The organism is Myxococcales bacterium (assembly GCA_016706225.1).
In the GTDB taxonomy this organism is placed as follows: Bacteria; Myxococcota_A; Polyangia; order Polyangiales; family Polyangiaceae; genus JADJKB01.
Window position 1 is genome coordinate 36,930 of the sequence record JADJKB010000013.1, and the last position, 15,932, is coordinate 52,861.

17 protein-coding genes and 1 pseudogene are annotated in these 15,932 nt (G+C 67.7%); 8 read left to right on the forward strand and 10 right to left on the reverse strand.

Features of this window, described 5'->3' with window-relative positions:
- Window positions 1-40 precede the first annotated feature (40 nt).
- Window positions 41-862, forward strand: coding sequence for a hypothetical protein (locus IPI67_21240; protein MBK7582708.1), 822 nt, complete (start codon window positions 41-43; stop codon window positions 860-862).
- A 46-nt stretch (window positions 863-908) separates the two neighbouring features.
- On the opposite strand, the gene IPI67_21245 is transcribed toward IPI67_21240, so the two are convergent.
- From IPI67_21245 to IPI67_21255, 3 genes are all read right to left on the reverse strand, one after another.
- Window positions 909-1,607, reverse strand: a complete 699-nt coding sequence (locus tag IPI67_21245) for a PDZ domain-containing protein (protein MBK7582709.1) — start codon at window positions 1,605-1,607, stop codon at window positions 909-911.
- Window positions 1,608-1,668: 61 nt separating this feature from the next.
- Window positions 1,669-1,971 (reverse strand): peroxiredoxin, encoded by a 303-nt coding sequence (locus IPI67_21250; protein ID MBK7582710.1) that lies wholly within the window; start codon window positions 1,969-1,971, stop codon window positions 1,669-1,671.
- A gap of 3 nt (window positions 1,972-1,974) precedes the next feature.
- Complete coding sequence (locus IPI67_21255; GenBank protein MBK7582711.1) at window positions 1,975-2,109, reverse strand: redoxin domain-containing protein; 135 nt, start codon at window positions 2,107-2,109, stop codon at window positions 1,975-1,977.
- 145 nt (window positions 2,110-2,254) lie between these two features.
- Between IPI67_21255 and IPI67_21260 the strand changes: the two genes are divergently transcribed.
- Window positions 2,255-2,776 (forward strand): VOC family protein, encoded by a 522-nt coding sequence (locus IPI67_21260; protein ID MBK7582712.1) that lies wholly within the window; start codon window positions 2,255-2,257, stop codon window positions 2,774-2,776.
- Between the two features lie 357 nt (window positions 2,777-3,133).
- A complete protein-coding gene (locus tag IPI67_21265; protein MBK7582713.1) occupies window positions 3,134-3,817 on the forward strand; it encodes an SUMF1/EgtB/PvdO family nonheme iron enzyme in 684 nt (227 codons plus the stop codon).
- 25 nt (window positions 3,818-3,842) lie between these two features.
- Here IPI67_21265 and IPI67_21270 read toward each other — a convergent pair whose 3' ends face one another.
- The 4 genes from IPI67_21270 to IPI67_21285 all read right to left on the reverse strand — a co-directional run bounded on the left by IPI67_21270 (window position 3,843) and on the right by IPI67_21285 (window position 8,198).
- Window positions 3,843-4,349 (reverse strand): hypothetical protein, encoded by a 507-nt coding sequence (locus IPI67_21270; protein ID MBK7582714.1) that lies wholly within the window; start codon window positions 4,347-4,349, stop codon window positions 3,843-3,845.
- 7 nt (window positions 4,350-4,356) lie between these two features.
- Entirely contained in the window at window positions 4,357-4,947 is a 591-nt protein-coding gene (locus tag IPI67_21275) for a TlpA family protein disulfide reductase (protein ID MBK7582715.1), read from the reverse strand.
- Window positions 4,944-7,223, reverse strand: a complete 2,280-nt coding sequence (locus IPI67_21280; GenBank protein ID MBK7582716.1) for a glutamine--tRNA ligase/YqeY domain fusion protein — start codon at window positions 7,221-7,223, stop codon at window positions 4,944-4,946. The genes IPI67_21275 and IPI67_21280 overlap by 4 nt, the downstream gene beginning before the upstream one ends.
- Before the next feature lie 123 nt (window positions 7,224-7,346).
- Window positions 7,347-8,198, reverse strand: coding sequence for a hypothetical protein (locus IPI67_21285; GenBank protein ID MBK7582717.1), 852 nt, complete (start codon window positions 8,196-8,198; stop codon window positions 7,347-7,349).
- Between the two features lie 201 nt (window positions 8,199-8,399).
- On the opposite strand from IPI67_21285, the gene IPI67_21290 reads away from it, so the two are divergent.
- The 5 genes from IPI67_21290 (at window position 8,400) to IPI67_21310 (ending at window position 13,329) form a co-directional block, all read left to right on the forward strand.
- Window positions 8,400-9,053, forward strand: coding sequence for a hypothetical protein (locus tag IPI67_21290; protein ID MBK7582718.1), 654 nt, complete (start codon window positions 8,400-8,402; stop codon window positions 9,051-9,053).
- Between the two features lie 112 nt (window positions 9,054-9,165).
- Complete coding sequence (locus IPI67_21295) at window positions 9,166-10,314, forward strand: hypothetical protein (GenBank protein ID MBK7582719.1); 1,149 nt, start codon at window positions 9,166-9,168, stop codon at window positions 10,312-10,314.
- Between the two features lie 318 nt (window positions 10,315-10,632).
- A complete protein-coding gene (locus IPI67_21300) occupies window positions 10,633-11,712 on the forward strand; it encodes a DUF362 domain-containing protein (protein MBK7582720.1) in 1,080 nt (359 codons plus the stop codon).
- Window positions 11,713-11,885: 173 nt separating this feature from the next.
- Window positions 11,886-12,194, forward strand: a complete 309-nt coding sequence (locus IPI67_21305) for a hypothetical protein (GenBank protein ID MBK7582721.1) — start codon at window positions 11,886-11,888, stop codon at window positions 12,192-12,194.
- 217 nt (window positions 12,195-12,411) lie between these two features.
- Complete coding sequence (locus IPI67_21310) at window positions 12,412-13,329, forward strand: hypothetical protein (GenBank protein ID MBK7582722.1); 918 nt, start codon at window positions 12,412-12,414, stop codon at window positions 13,327-13,329.
- Window positions 13,330-13,383: 54 nt separating this feature from the next.
- On the opposite strand, the gene IPI67_21315 is transcribed toward IPI67_21310, so the two are convergent.
- The 3 genes and pseudogenes from IPI67_21315 to IPI67_21325 all read right to left on the reverse strand — a co-directional run bounded on the left by IPI67_21315 (window position 13,384) and on the right by IPI67_21325 (window position 15,834).
- On the reverse strand, window positions 13,384-14,661 hold the full coding sequence (locus tag IPI67_21315) for a citrate synthase (GenBank protein MBK7582723.1): 1,278 nt from the start codon (window positions 14,659-14,661) through the stop codon (window positions 13,384-13,386).
- 215 nt (window positions 14,662-14,876) lie between these two features.
- Window positions 14,877-15,437: a CDP-alcohol phosphatidyltransferase family protein gene (locus IPI67_21320; protein ID MBK7582724.1), complete on the reverse strand. Its 561-nt coding sequence runs from the start codon at window positions 15,435-15,437 to the stop codon at window positions 14,877-14,879.
- Between the two features lie 22 nt (window positions 15,438-15,459).
- Window positions 15,460-15,834: pseudogene (locus IPI67_21325) on the reverse strand (helicase).
- Window positions 15,835-15,932 lie beyond the last annotated feature (98 nt).

The following is a 15,932-nucleotide window of genomic DNA, read 5'->3' on the forward strand; positions in this document are numbered from 1 at the left end:
TGAGTCGCCGAGGCCGGCTCGTTGTTGTAGCTTTCGCTGCATGAAGCTGCTCGGGACCTGGCCTCTTTGCACGTTGCCCGGCGCGCTCTTGCTCGCGTCATTCTTCGCTTGTGGCGGACCTTCGGAGCGTCACTGCGCGGCGGAGGCGCCGTGGAGCGGGACCTGCAATCTCAAGTCGGTGACGAAGATCCGTGAGGTCGAGTTCCCAGCGCCGCACGGGATCTACGAGGTCATCTACGAACCTCAGTCGAACCCGTCGAACACGACCTTCACGCCGCCCATCCTGCGAGAAGAGATCCGGGTGATGTCGTCGCAGGAGGTCGAGCTCGACGGTTTCTTCGCGCAACACCAGACCGCAACCTGCCAGATGGCAGCGCCACCGCCGGGCGTGTGCGAGCCTGGCAAGCTGTCCATCAACCTGCCGCCGTTTCAGCCGACCGGGGCCACCCCGGCGCAGCAGGTCCACGGCTGCGCGCAGATCGAGTCGCAGGCCACGCAAGACAAGCTGCCGGAGCTGAGCAAGAACGCGGCGCAGATGCCCGAGGAGATCCTGTTCAGCGAGGCCTCGGCGGTTGCCACTCCCGAGGCGACGGCGCAGGTCACTGCGGCAGCCGCGCGCATCAAGGCCAACCCCGGCATCGAGTGTGTGGCCATCGTCGGCCAGATCTCGCCCGGGGAACAGCCGGCTGTGGCCATGGAGCGCGCGCGCACCGTGCGGCAGCTCTTGCTTCAAAACGGCGTAGAGGCAACCCGGCTCACGACCCTCACGCTGACCGCGGCCGTCTACGGCGGCGGCAGCGAAGCTCCGCCGCCCGATCCAAAAAAGCGACGCACGACCCTTCGAATCCTGCTCCAGCGCTGAGCGCACACTCATTCCGCGCCCGTGCCCTGGAGCCCGAAATTCCAGGTCAGGGCTTGGTCTTGCCCGGCGCGGGGTGTTGTCGCTTTTCCATTTCCCGGAAACGCTTCTCGAGCTCCTTCATGCGTTGGTCGAGGCGGCCCGCACCGGGCGCGCTGCTCTGGTCGTCGGCTGCATCACTGGGCCACTTCCACTGCCACTGCTTGAAGAAGCGTTTGCTCGCGCCGGGGTTGGCGCCCTTGAACAGGTCACCGAAACCGTCGAAGGAGAAATCGAAATCGAGGCCGGCATCAGCCGGGGGATCGGAGTCGAGCTTGGCCGTCAGCTGCAGCGGTCGACGCCCGCGCACGATGCTGACCGGCACGGTCTCGCCCTTCTTTTTGTCGGCGATGGCCCGGGAGACGTCGCTCGGGCTCTCGACGGAGTCGTTGCCCACACGCGTGATCACGTCGCCCACCTTGAGCCCCGCCTTGGCCGCCGGAGTGCCCGGCTGCACCCGCTGCACCAGCACCCCCGTGGTCTTGGGCGCACCGAAGTAGTCGCGCAGCTCCTCGGTCATGTCGGTCGCCTGGACCCCGAAGCGGCCTCGACCACTCTGGAACGAAAAGCTCCAGGACGAGCTCGGAGGTTTTGCCGGCGCGGCGCTGGCGGGTGGCTTGGCCGGCGGGCGAGCCTTGGGTTTTGGTTGCGCGAGGGCAGGGGCTGCGACCAGGAGCAGTGCGGACAAGATCAGGGTCGGCGTGCGCATGCTGGAGCGAAGCTTAGCATCCGCGGCGGACGCTGCCCGCCCCGCGACGAGCCCGTAGAAATTACAGCTTTCCGAGCACGTCGCCGGCGTGGTTCTTCACGTCGACACTGGCCCAGGCTTCCACGATCACACCGTCCGGCCCGATCAGGTAGCTGATGCGCTTGGCCGCGCCCGAGTCCGCCGACGCCGCCGCTCCGTAGGCGACGCCGATGGCTCGGTCGGTGTCCGACAGGAGCTGGTAGGGAAACGAGAACTTCTCGGCGAAGGCTCGGTTCTCTTCGACGCTGTCGAAGGAGACACCCAAGATCACGGCGCCCTTCTCCTCGAACTCACGGATTCGGTCACGGAACCCGCACCCTTGGATGGTTCAGCCAGGGGTGTCGGCCTTCGGATAAAACCACATCACCACCGGGTGACCGCGGAGGTCCGAGAGGCGCACCGTGCTCCCATCGTGGGCGAGCACCGAGAAATCCGGTGCTTGGGTCCCCGCGGCGAGCAGCATGGGTCGATGGTGACAGACGGGAGTCCGAGCGTGAAGCAAAAAAGATCGGGTCGCGCGTCCACGGCATCACGCCCGTGCTCAACCGTATTCCCGGTCGAGGGGCCGTGATACGCGTGGCCGTCGCACCCACCTTCAAGGAGCGCTCATGGGACACGCAGTGAACTGGTTTCAGATCTCGGGTTCGGATGGAAAATCGCTGCAGAATTTCTACAAGAAGGTCTTCGCCTGGAAGCTCGGCCCGTCGCCAGGTGGTGACGGCATGGGCATGGTGGCAGCGGAGCCCGGGGGGATCCCGGGTGGGATCGCCGCGGCGATGAACGGTCAGAGTCAAGTCACGGTCTACGTGAGCGTCACCGACATCGACGCGCACCTGAAGAAGATCTCCAAGGCGGGCGGCAAACCCGCGATGCCGAAGATGGAGCTGCCCGCGGGCATGGGGTTCATCTCCGGTTTCATCGACCCGGCCGGAAACTGGGTGGGTCTGTGGCAAGCCGGAGCGCCGCCAGTGGCGAAGCGGTCGCGCAAGCCGAGCCCCGCTGCGAAGAAGCCCGCTGCGAAGAAGCCGGCCGCGAAGCAGGCGACTGCCAAGAAGGCCGCCAAGAAATCGGCGAAGGCCGCGGCCAAAGCGCCCGCGAAGCAGAAGGCCTCGAAGAAGCGGCGGCGCTGAGGAAATTGGGCGGCACGCTGCGTCCGTGCCACAACCCGGGGCGTGCGAGTCGAGTCGCGCGCCCCGTTGTGTTTGCTGCTGCTTGCTGGCACGACGGCGCTCGGCTGCCGCTCGGCGCGTGCCGGGGACCCCGAGCCGGCGGGCACCGGAGCATCCGCGAGGGACGCGAGCAAACCCGCGGAGACGGCCCGGGCCGTGCGCTCGGGCGCGAGCGCAGCGCCGCCGGGGAGCTCGGTGAGTGCTCGCCCGTCGGGTCCGTCGGCGAGCGTTCAAGCGCCGGCATCCTCGGCGAGCGGCAGCGCGCCCGGTGCTTCCGCGAACGCACCGGCGGCGGCGTCCGGTAGCTGCCCCGTGGAAATGACCCGCGTCGGAAAGACCTGCGTCGATCGCTGGGAGGCCGTGCTCGTGGTCGAGAGCACCGGTGGAGCTCACCCGTACAACCAACGGCCCGAGCAGGGCGTGCGTTACGTTGCGCGTTCGGCGAGCGGGGTGTCCCCGCAGGCATACATCAATCGCATCGAAGCGGCGGCGGCGTGTGAGGCGGCGGGCAAACGTCTGTGCACGCTGGGCGAGTGGTACCGGGCGTGTCGCGGGCAGAAGGGTGAGACCTGGCCGTACGGGTGGAGCGAAAAACGCGGGGCCTGCAACGTGCTCAAGCCCCACCTGCTCGGCAAGCTCTTTGGTAACGATCCGCGGCGCTGGGACTACATGAAACACTTCAACGCGCCGGAGCTGAACAAAACCCCGGGCTGGTTGAGCAAGACCGGCGAGCACGCGGAGTGCACCAACGCGGCGGGCACTTTCGACATGGTGGGCAACGTGCACGAGTGGGTGAGCGACGTCGTAGACCGAACCCTCGAGCAGAAGCTGCCGCTGCGGGATGACATTCGGCGCAAGCTCGACGTCAACACGGGTCACGGCATCTTCATGGGCGGTTTCTACTCGACCGGCGACGAGCACGGTAAGGGCTGCGGGTTCGTGACCATCGGCCACGAGCCGAAATATCACGACTATTCGACCGGGTTTCGCTGCTGCAAGTGAGGCGGCCCGCGCCCGAACCGTGCGCCTACTTCGGCTGGGTGATGCAGATCCCCGACGTGTTCGTGAAGTTGCCGCAGCTCACGCTCGCAGCAGACGCGTCGCTGACCGTAGTGCCGGCAGGCTGTTCGATTTCGGGTGGACCCGCGGGGCAACCACAGGCCGGGAGGGTTGTGCGCCAGGCGGTCTCGCAGGCCTGAAGCTCCGCGAGGTGGCTGGTGTCGACACCGATCAACAGGGTGTTGCCGCAGCAGTCGGTCTGGTGAACGAGCAGCGTGCACGTGGCTCCCGTGCAGGTCTTCAGATCGTAGGCGGTGAGTTTTCCGGTGGCGTCGAAGCACTTCAGGAAGTCTCCGCCGTCCGCGCTCGAGCCGCCGCTGCCGCTACTGCTCCCCGTCCCACTGCTACCGCCGGTCGCTGCGCCCCCGGTCGATGTGCCACCGCTTGCGTCCGTGTCGGACGAGCCGCCGCAGCCGGCGGGGAGTGTCACGGCGAGGGCGGGGGAGAGCAAGAGCGCGAGCAGTCGGTGCGACATCTGCCCATTATCGCGCGCAGCCGAGGCGCAGATCCATCCCAAACCTGCTGCTCATGCCGACCGTGTGGTCGACGATCTTTCCGGTCTTGTCGAGGAAGTAGTTGGTCGGAAAGGCGCCGACGCGATAGTCGCGCACTACCTTCGCGTCGGCGAGCAGCACCGGGTAGCGGAGCCCGGCCTCCGCCACGTACTTTCGCACCGCGTCCGGGTCTTCCGAATCGGCGACGACACTCAGCAAGACCTCGTCCTTGCCGAGGCCGGCCTGCACCGAGTTGAGCGCAGCGTGCTCCTGCCGGCAGACCCCGCACCAGGTTGCCCAGAAGTGGAGCAGCACGCGTTTGCCGCGCAGCTCGCGGAGCTGCACCCGGCTGCCGTCGAGCGCGGTCAACGAAAACGCCGGAGCGTCGCTGTAGTCGCCCAGCAACTTGCGCTCCTGCCACGACGTCACGCCGACGTAGACCAGGACCACGAGCCCGAGCTCGATGGCGATTCGGAAGACACGTTTGCGCCAGGGGATCCGCGCGGGCTTGGGCTTGGGCTTGGGCGCTGACGGCGGCTGCGGGTCCGCGTCGTCTCGGGCGGGGGCCTCGTCCGTCACGCCAGCTTCTTGGTCAAGAGCTCGTTCACGAGCTTGGGGTTCGCCTGCCCCTTCGACTCCCTCAAGATCATGCCCGTCAGCGCACCGAGCACGTTCTTGTTTCCGGAGCGGTAGCGCGCGACGGCGTCGGCGTTCTCAGCGAGGATCTGGTCGACGATGGGCTCGATTGCCCCCGGATCGGCGATCTGTTTCAGGCCACGCTGCTCCACGATCGCGCGCGGCGCCCTGCCGGTCTCGAGCATCTCGGCGAGCACCTTCTTGGCCATGGCGCCGCTCAGCGTGCCGTCGTCGATCATGGCCACGAGCTCGCCGAGCTCCCGCCCTCCGAAGCCGAGAGTGCCGCCAGTGCGGACGTCCGCCGGAAGCTCGTTGACGATCCAGCTGGCGACGGCGCGGGCGTTCTTGTGCACGCCGAGCGCGGCCTCGAACCAACCGCTGAGCGGAGCCGAGTCGGCGAGCGCCCTGGCGTCCTCCGGGGACAGGCCGTGTTCGTCGAACAGGGCCTTCGCGCTCGGGCTGAGCTCGGCCTGCGCCACGGGGCTCGGCGCGGCTTTCGCAGCGGGTTTGAGCGCACGCGCGGGGGACGGACTCTCGGTCTTGGCGCTGAGCTTGGCCCAGGTGTCCTTGAGCGCGACGATGCGGTTGAACACCGGTGCGCCGGGTTTGGCGTCGACGGGATCGACGAAATAAAATCCTTCACGCTCGAACTGAAATCGCTCACCGGCCTTGGCCGCGCCGAGCCACGCCTCGGCCTTGCAATCCTGGAGCACGAGCAGGGACTCCGGGTTCAGATCGGTGAGGGGATCGCCGCTCTGTGCGCCGGGAAACTCCGAAGAAAATAGGCGATCATACACCCGCACCTCGACGTCGACGGCGTGGGCGGCGCTGACCCAGTGGATCGTGCCCTTCACCTTGCGCGCGCCGCTGTCCCCGCCGCGGGTCGTGGGATCGTAGCTGCAGCGAAGCTCCGTGATTTCCCCGGCCGCGTCCTTCACGACCCGCTCACATCGGATCACGTAGGCGTGTCGAAGGCGCACCTCTTTGCCCGGCGAGAGGCGGAAGAAGTCCTTCGGCGGCGCCTCGGAGAAGTCGTTGCGGTCGAGGTAGAGCTCACGGGAAAACGCCAGCTTGCGGCTGCCCTCGTTGGGCACGTCATGGGGCCAGAGTGGGGCGTCGAGCTCCTCGACCTGCGCCTCGGGGTAGTTCTCGATCACCACCTTCAGCGGGCGGAGCACACACAGCGCTCGCGGCGAGATGGTGTTCAGATCGTCCCGCACCGTATGTTCGAACAGCGCAATCTCGGCGGTGCTGTTGTTCTTTGCGACCCCGACGCGGGTCGCAAACGCACGCATGGCCTCGGGCGTGATGCCCCGGCGCCGCAAGCCGGCGATGGTGGGCATGCGCGGATCGTCCCAGCCGCTCACGTGTTTCTGCTCCACGAGCTGCAGCAGCTTGCGTTTGCTCATCACCGTGTAAGTCAGGTTCAGACGCGCAAATTCATACTGATGTGGCCTGGCGGGCACGTCGAGGTTCTCCATCAACCAGTCGTAGATGTCGCGGTTGTTCTCGAACTCAAGCGTGCAGATCGAGTGGGTGATGCCCTCGATGGCGTCCGATAGCGGGTGCGCGAAATCATACAGCGGATACAGGCACCAGCTGTCCCCGGTGCGGTAGTGATGTGCGTGTTTGATGCGGTAGAGGAGCGGATCGCGCAGCTTCATGTTCGGCGACGCCATGTCGATCTTGGCGCGCAACACCCGGGAGCCGTCCGGGAACTCGCCGCCGCGCATGCGCCGGAGAAGCTCGAGGTTCTCGCCCGGGCTGCGCTCGCGGAACGGGCTGGGTTTGCCCGGCTCGGTCAGGGTGCCGCGGTATTCGCTGATCTGCGTCTCGTCGAGATCACAGACGTACGCACGCCCTTTCGCCACGAGCTCTTCGGCGAAGCTGTACAGGCGCTCGTAGTAGTCCGAGGCGTAGAACAGCTTGTCCTGCCAGTCGAAGCCCAGCCAGCGCACGTCGCGCTCGATGGCCTCGACGTACTCGATGTCCTCGGTGCTCGGGTTCGTGTCGTCGAAGCGCAGGTGGCACGCGCCGCCGTAGTCCTTGGCGATGCCGAAGTTCAGACAAATGCTCTTGGCGTGGCCGATGTGGAGGTACCCGTTGGGCTCGGGCGGAAAGCGCGTCACGACCTCCTGGTGGCGGCCCGCGGCGAGATCGGAGTCGATGATCTCGCGGATGAAGTCCTTGGGGCGATCAGGCTTGAGTTCGGCGGTCACGGGCAACCTCGCGAGCGATGAGCCGCGCACTTTACGCCGACAGCCTCGGCTTCGCGAGCCGCCTCGCAGAGTTTGGCGAGTTTTTCCGGGACAAAGCCAGCCCAAGCGCCGGAACGCTCGGTCTCACTTCTCCGGATGAACCTGGGTCGCCCACCACGACCAGTTCCAGTAGTCGTCGCAGTAGGCCGTCTGGAACGAGCGCTGGTTTCGCACCAGGAAGAAGCCGGAGCCGGCGGACATGCCCAGGGTCTCGCCCATGTGCACGGTCGTGCCGGGATCGCCGGGGCCGACGTTGAAGACCAGCGCGTAGTCGTCGGGAGGATCACCGCCGCAGCCAGGCCCGCCACCTCCACAACCCAGCGCCTTGGCGTTCACGCTGAAGGGTGAGTCGGGCAGAGCTTGAAAGGTGCCATCGGTGGCGAGCAGATAGATCCAGTTGCCGTCGGACACCGGGTTCGGGACACCGCCCCAGTCTTTCACGCTGCGGATCGACATCCGCTCACTGCAGCTGCCCCACGCGGGGGCAACCTCGTGACGCACTTCCACGAACGCTCCGACCGGGATCATGAGGCTCAGGCCCGCGGCAGCGATTTCGATGCTGGTCAGCCCTGGCATGCAGTCCGCGTTGGGTGGGCACTGATCGATGACCAGAGCGGTCGGCGCGGATTTGACGACCGCGCCGGTGCCGGTCCAGTCCGCAGCTGGCCCGCCCGGCGCACAGCTCGCGGGCTCACCCCAGGCCGGAGCGATCTGGGCGCTGAAGTGGTCGGTTGTTCGGGTGCAGGTGCCGGACCCGGCGCTGCCTGCGCTGCCGCCAGTGGAACCGCCAAAGCCAGCGGCTCCCCCCACAGCGCCGCCAACGCCAGCGGCGCCTCCGGGGTTTGAACCGCCGGTGCCGGCATCCTGTCCGACGGAACCGCCACAGGCGAGGAGCAAGGCGGAGACGCTGAACACCGAGGCCGCGCGGAGGGGCATGGCGCGGATGCAGTGCAACGCGTGTGCCGCGGGTAGTGCAGATTTTCTCGCGCGACTCCGGGGTCGGATGGCACAGGCTGCGCCAGGTCAGGGACGTTCGGGTCAGGCGACTGCGCTCGAGTGGCTGCGAAATCACCGAGACAGGGGCGACCCGCACCCGTCGAGTGGTCCAAAGGGCGGGCTCCCCGTATCCTGAGCCCGATGTTGCTCAGCACCTGGCCATCGCGCGCGCTGCTTGCGGCGTCTCTGCTCGTGTGGGTGCCCACGGCCTGCAGCGTCGAGCCCCTCGAGCTGGAGGGCAAAGAGTGCCCCTGCGCCGCGGGCTACACCTGCGACCCCCGGGAGAACCGCTGTGTGATCGGCAAAGCGACGGGCGGTGCAGGGGGCGACGCAGCCGCGGGTGGCAGCGCCGGCACCCTGGCTGGGGGCAGTGGTGGAACCGGCGGCGGTGGTTCGGGGGGAATCGCTGGAGGTGCCGCCTCGGGAGGCACGGGCGCGAGTGATGCGAGCGTCGGCGGCACGAGCAGCGGCGGTGCGGGCGGCAATCCGGGGGGCGGCGGTGCGACCGGAGGTGGCGGCGCACCCGGAGGTGGCGGCGCAACCGGAGGCGGCGGCGCAACCGGAGGCGGCGGCGCACCCGGGGGGGGTGGCACAACCGGAGGCGGCGGCACGGACGGAGGCACCAAGGGCAGCTGCGTCGGCCATTGCGCTCTCGACAACGTCGCGGTCCCGGGCAGCGCCCCTCCCTGCTACTGCGACGCCGCGTGCGAAGGTTTCAACGACTGCTGCAGCGACAAGATCGCAGTTTGTGGCAAGGCACCCCCAGACGCTGGGGCCGACACTGGCCCAGGCTGAGCGCCAGATCACCGCTCGCGCCGCCCTCCTCCGGGGATCCACACACATGGAGGCTGCGTGGAGAAACTCTCGCGTCGGGCAGTGTGAAGCTGCGCCGAGCGTCTAAGCCTCGATGTCGAGCAGACGTTGGGCGGTGCTGGCCGCCGCGAGCGGTGTGATCGTTTCGCTGTGGGCGGTCCCACGTCGGCTCTGCCAGAGCGGCGCTGAAACACTCTGGCGCTCGGACGCCGAGACCAGTGAGGCTTTGTCGAAGAACGTCGACCGGCACCTCGCCGAGCTCGGCTCCGGGAGCTTCCGCACGGGGTCGCGACGCTTCGACGGTGAGTGGCGGTTTGGCACCGCGCTGATGGCGAGCTTGGGCTTCGGGCAGGTCGCGCGGGAGCACCCGCAGCTGACACGGAGCTCCCTGGAACGCATGGATCGCGCCCTCGACGCCGCGATGTCAGAGCGGGCGAGGGCGTTCGACGTCGAAGCGTGGGGCGAGGACCCGCTGACTTCTCTCGACTCCGAACACGGTCACGTCGCGTACCTGGGATATCTGAATCTGGCGCTCTCCGTGCGCCGCTTCGTCCAGCCCGAGTCGCGATTCGCAGCGGTCAACGACCGCCTGAGCAAGGCGCTCGAGCGGCGACTCTCGGCAGCAAGCGCCCACGTTGCCCAGACCTATCCGGGGGAAATCTACCCGGTCGACAACTCGGCGGCCGTGGCGTCGCTCGCGCTCCGGGCCCGCGCGCTCGGAACGGAGCCACCCCCGGTCGTGGCGGAGTTCATCCACGAGCTCGCCACGCGGTTCGTCGATCCCAAGACCGGCCTGCTCCACCAATCTCTGACGAGCGAGCGCGCTCCGGCCGACGCGCCGCGCGGCTCCGGCACTGCCCTTGCTGCCTACTTCCTCTCGTTCGCGGACGAGCCCGCCTCGCTCGCGCTGCATCGCGCCGTGCGCCGCGAGCTTGCGGGCGACGTGCTCGGTTTTGGTGTCGTTCACGAATACGCCGACGGTGCGCGGTTCCGCTCCGGGGACATCGACTCGGGGCCGCTGGTGTTCGGGCTCAGCATCTCGGCCATGGGATTCGGCATGGCGGGTTGTCGTGTGCACGGCGATCGAGCTTCATTCATCGGCCTCTACCGCTCGTTCAACCTGCTGGGCGCGCCGAGCACTCGCGGTTCGGAGCTCAGCTTCGCCGCGGGCGGACCGCTGGGGAACGCCATCGTGTTTGCGATGCTGACCGCGCTCCCGCCCGACCGCTGGAGGAGAGCTTGAAACCGCCGCGGGTTCTGTTGGCGCTCGGGCTGCTCGGCCTCGCGGAGTGGCTGCTGATCTTCATCGCGAGGGAGTGGAGCTTCGTGGCCGCGCTGCTCTCGCCGGGTGAGCACAGCCAGCTCGTGGCGCTGGGGTTCGGCGCCGGGTTCCTGGCTGTTCGGCTGGGTGCGCGAGTGCTTGTGCCCGCATTCGTCGGCGGATACGCGGCTTTTCTTGGGGTTTCTGCCGGGTTCCGATATTTTTCTGGGCGCCTCGGCTCGCCATCTCGCCGGCCTGGCCCTATGCTCAGTGGGCCCAAAAATGGCGCGGAGGAGAAAAATGCCGAATCGAGACCCGTCAAATCCCAGCCTTTCGCGTCGCTCTTTGCTGGGCGGCACCGCCGCGCTGGCCACCGCGTCCCTGGCCCCGAGCGCCGGCGCTGACGAACCCGCGAGCCTCGCGGCGAAGCCCCCGGCGGGCTTCAAACCCATGACCAAGACGGGTCGCATCGTGAAGGTGACGAAGGGGAATGATTTTCCGTCGCTGATGCAGCCCAACCTGCTCTGGCCGAAGGCAGACGTCGCCAAGAACATGGTCGAGCGGGCGCTGATGGAGCTGACCGGCGCGCCGAACCTGGTCGAAGCGTTGGGCAAGTTCATCCACAAGGACGACGTCGTTGCGATCAAGCCGAACGGCATCGCCGGTCAGTCCGGCGCTACCATGGCGGCCAACGCCGAGGTGGTGATGCCGATCATCCACGGGCTGATCGCGCTCGGCGTGCCGCCCGAGAAGATCACCGTGTACGAGCAGTTTCCGAGTTACATGAAGGGCACGCGCATCGGCGGCAAGGGCAACAAACTTCCGGCAGGCGTCAAGACCGGCATTCACATGAACAGCCTGGTCGCGATGCCCGAGACCGTGATCTACAAGAACGTGAAGACGCAGTACGTGAAGTTCCTGACCGAGGCGACGGCGGTGATCGACGTCACGCAGATCAAGGACCACTCGATCTGCGGTTTCACCGGCTGCCTCAAGAACATGACCCACGGCTCCATCACCAATCCGGGCAAACACCACGGCGCCGGGGCGCACGCGCAGATTGCCGCGCTATACAACCACGAGATCATGCGCAGCCGCGTGCGCCTGCACATCGTGGACGCCTTCAAGATCATGTACGACAAGGGGCCGCTCGACAAAGACCCGAAGCGGCGCATTCCTTACGGGGCAGTCTTTGCCACGACGGATCCGGTCGCGATGGACACCATCGGCTGGAAGATCGTGGACAACGCCCGCAAAGAGAACGGCATGAAGTCGCTGGCTCAGGTCGGGCGCGAGCCGAAGTTCATCGCAAAGGCCGCAGATCTGGGGCTAGGAGCCCACGCCGAGAGCAAGATCAAACTCTCGGAAGTCGCGCTCTGATTTCGGGTTTCGGGGCGGAGCGCTCAGCGCTTCCACAGCGCGAGCACCAAGATCAAGAGCGCGACGCCCGCGACGATGGCGAAGATCGCCATCGGGCTCATGCCAGTCTTTGCGCTCGGCTGAGACTTTTCGCGTTTCGCCTTCTTGGGGGAGGGCGTGAGCTTCGGACCGGTGTGCTCGACGTGGTGGTCGTGACGCCGCTCGGAGCGCGTCGCACCTTCAGCTTTGGGTTTGGTCTTGTTTTTTGGCTTTTCGCTGGCGGCCTTGACGGGTTTCTCTTCGGGCGGCGGACGCTCCGCCTCGCGGCGGGCGCGCTCTTCTTCGGCTCGCGCTCGGGCCTCGGCCTGTGCTTGCGCGCGCTGGGCCTGCTCGGCCTTGAGCCGATCGGCGCGCGCAGCCTTCTTCGACTTGCGACGCTCGGCCTTCTTGCCGGCGGCGAGGGCGCGCGCGCGGCGTTGGTGCTCGCGTCGTTCTTGCTTTGATGCTCCGACGGAGCGCGGCCCGCCTCGGGATGCGGGACCGGAGGCGAGAGGGGCTGGTGTCGCGGCCGAGGCTGTGCGCGCGGCGGTTGCACCGAGCGCGACGCCGGGGCGCGCCGCAGGAAGTGACGCGGCCGCTGGCGGTTTGGCGGTGACGCCAGCAGGAGCGGACTCTGATGCCGCGGGCGCGGGAGCGGGAGCGGGCTTTGACGCTGCGGGCGTGGGCGTCGTCGCGGGTGCGGGCTTCGCTGCCGCGGGCGCGGGAGCGGGCTTTGACGCTGCGGGCGTGGGCGTCGTCGCGGGGGCGGGCTTCGCTGGCGCGGGCGCGGGCGTCGCCACAGGAGTGGGCTTCGCTGCCGCGGGCGTCGCCACAGGAGTGGGCTTTGCTGCCGCGGGCGCGGGAGCCGAAGCGGGCGTTGATGGCGCGGGCGCGAGCGCGGGGGTCGTCGCGAGCTTCGATGCCGCGGGAGCGGGCGCGGGTATCGAAGCGGGAGTGCTTGCCGGCCTGGCTGCAACGGCTGGCGCTGGGGCGGCCACCGGCGGCGACGGGGACTCGTCCCAGCCGGCGTCGACCACTGCCACGGGGATGGGCGGTGGCGGCGGCTTGGACGGAGTGGGTGCCGGAATGGACGACGGGGGTCTCGCAGCGGTCGGCAGCGTGGGGGCGGCGGGTCGCGGAGGCGGAATGGATGCGGGGCGGGCGGGCGGTGACCCGGACGCCGCCGCCGGAGTCGGACCTGGAGCGGGAGCGGGCCGCGACGCCGCCCGCGTGGGAACCGGAGCCGGCGCGGGAGCGGGCCGCGACGCTGCCGGAGTCGGACCGGGAGCCGGAGCGGGCCTCGCCGCCGTCGGAGTCGGAACCGCAGCCGGCGTGAGCGCGGGCTTGGGTGGGGCCGCGGCCGGCGCTTGGCTTGGCGCCGCGGCCGTTTTGGCTTCGGCCGCTGGAGCGGGGGTCGCGGGGGCGGGAACGGGAGCCTTGGGCGCCGCCGGGCTCACAACGGCGGGCGCCGGCCCGGGCGCGGGTGCGCCTGCCGGAGCACCTAACCCGGGCGCCGTCGCCGGGGCCCGCGGGCTTTCGTCGTCCGGTACATCAAACAGCCCGTCTAAGTCGTTCTTGCCCACGGACCCGCGACCTTAGCAAACGTTGGCTCCGCTCCGCCAATCGGCCGAGATGGCGCCGATTGGTGGCAGATCACAGCCGGCGGGTTCCCCAGTCCTCGAAGGTGCGCTGCACCTCGCCCGTGTAGATCTGGCGGGGACGGTGGATTCGATACCCGTCCGGGTCGTTGCGCTGCTCCATGTAGTGCGCGATCCAGCCGGGGATGCGCCCCAGGGTGAACATCACCGTGAACATGTCGGTGGGGATGTTCATCGCGCGGTAGATGATGCCGCTGTAGAAGTCGACGTTCGGGTACAGCTTGCGCTGCACGAAGTATTCGTCCTTGAGCGCGATCTCTTCCAGGTTCTTCGCCAGGTCGAGCAGCGGGTCGTGAATGCCGAGCTCGTTGAAGATGCGGTCGGCCGCCGTCTTCAAGAGCTGCGCTCGGGGGTCGAAGTTCTTGTAGATGCGGTGACCGAAACCCATCAGGCGGGTCTTGCTGTCTCCGCTCTTGACGCGATCGAGGAACCCCTTGTAGTCGCCGCCGCTGGCCTGAAGCTGCGCCAGCATTTCGAGCACCGCCTGGTTGGCGCCGCCGTGGCGCGGGCCCCAGAGCGCACAGATCGCCGCGGACAGCGAGGCGTAGAGGTTGGCCTCGCTCGAGCCCACCATGCGCATGGTCGAGGTGGAACAATTCTGTTCGTGGTCGGCGTGCAAGATCAGGAGCAGGTTCATCGCATCTTCGAACGCGCTGGGTACCTCGTATTCGGCCGCGGGAACCGCGAACATCATGCGCAGGAAGTTGGCCGGCCACGACATGTCGTTGCGTGGGTAGACGAACGGCTGACCGATGCTCTTTTTGTAAGCGAAGGCGGCCAGCGTCTTGCTCTTTGCCAGGATACGAATGATGTTGAGGTCCAGATCCTTCTCGGTGTCGGGATAGAAGCTCGACAGCGACGCCACCATCGCCGCCATGATCGCCATGGGGTGGGCGTTCGGCGGGTAGCCTTCGTAGAACTTCTTCATGTCCTCGTGGATGAGCGTGTGCATCGTCATCTTCTGACGAAACGTCGCGAGCTCCTCGAGGCTCGGCCGCTGGCCGTAGATCAGGAGGTAACAAACCTCCGTGAAGCGGGCACGCCCCGCCACTTCTTCGATCGGATACCCGCGGTAGCGCAGGATGCCTTTATCGCCGTCGATGAAGGTGATCGCGCTCTTGCACGAGCCGGTGTTGCCGTAGCCGTCGTCGAAGGTGACGAGGCCGGTTTCTCCCCTCAGCTTTCGAACGTCGATCGCTCTTTCCTTCTCGGAACCTTCGATCAACGGGAGTGGGTACTCTTTGCCGTCGTAAGTGAGCTTGGCTGTGGACATGGCACTCTCGAAGTAGCACGGACGGGGTCGATGGCTCCGCGAAAAATCTACCTTGTTGCTGGCCTGGCTTCCGCACACACCGGCCCCCTACGATCCCCCGCTTTCACGCCATCCCCGCCCAAAATAGACCGCAGAAGTCAGCTCGCTCCCGGCCGCACGCCGCGCAGTTCTGACGCGAAATGCAGCCCGGCCGTCTCGGCCGTCCAGCCTCTCTCTCAGCGGGCGTCGGTGCGGCTCGACGTCGTGCGCAGATCTCTGAGCCAATAGCTGAGCGCTGCGAGCGCTCCTGCGACGGCCGTCACCCAGATCATCTCGGCGGTGTAGGGCGCACGGAACATGGCCATCCCGATGGTGATGAACTGCAACACCGTAGCCAGCTTGCCCGGCACGTTGGCCATGGGTTGCTCCACGCGCGCGCGCCGCTTCGCCTGCGAGAGGGCCCACCAGGCTACCAGCGGGGCCTCGGCAATCTCTCGCGTCGCAAGCAGCAGCACGGAGCCGGGCGTGAGTCGGCTCGTTGCGATCAATGAACCGACCACCGTGAGCACGAACAGTTTGTCCGTGATCGGATCGACCACGGCACCCGTCGCGGTGACCTGTCCATGACGGCGTGCCCAGAACCCGTCGAGCACGTCGGTCGCGCCGGCCGCGGCCAGGATCGCGAGCTCGAGCCACGGGTGGTTGAGCGCCAAGACGAAGCCAACCGCCAAGGGAACACGGGTGAGGCTGAGCAGGCTCGGGACTAGCAGCAGGTCCTTGGCTCGATAGTGCGGCATCGGGTCACTCCGCGCTCGGTGGACCCAAGAACCAGGTCTCGAGCCGCCCGCGCACCGCCAGCAGCCGGTCCGAGAAGACGTGCCCGCGCTCGCGGTGCGCAGCGAGCTGGATCTCGTCGACCGCCAGAAAGTCGACCCGCAGGTCGACGGGCATCGCCTCGACCGTGCAGATGAAGTACGCGGGGCGAGGAGGCACACGCCTTTCTTCGCCGGTGATCAGCGGCACTTGCGCTTCCCCCACTTTGGCGCTGACCCGATCGTAGACCTCGCGGGCAAGCAGCCGCAGGGGTAGCCCGAGCATGCCCGTCTCGTGCTCCAGCATGCGCCCGACGGCCCGGTGGGTCTTGCCGGTGTTCGTCGGCCCGAGCAGGGCGAGCACGGGTGCTCCGTCGGCCACCTTCGAAGCCTAAGGCCGACGGGATTCGAGGGCACCCGGCGCCGTTGGCGGGAAGGCCCGGCGCCGCGAAGCGGAGCGGAAAAAGCCCGGCTTTTGAC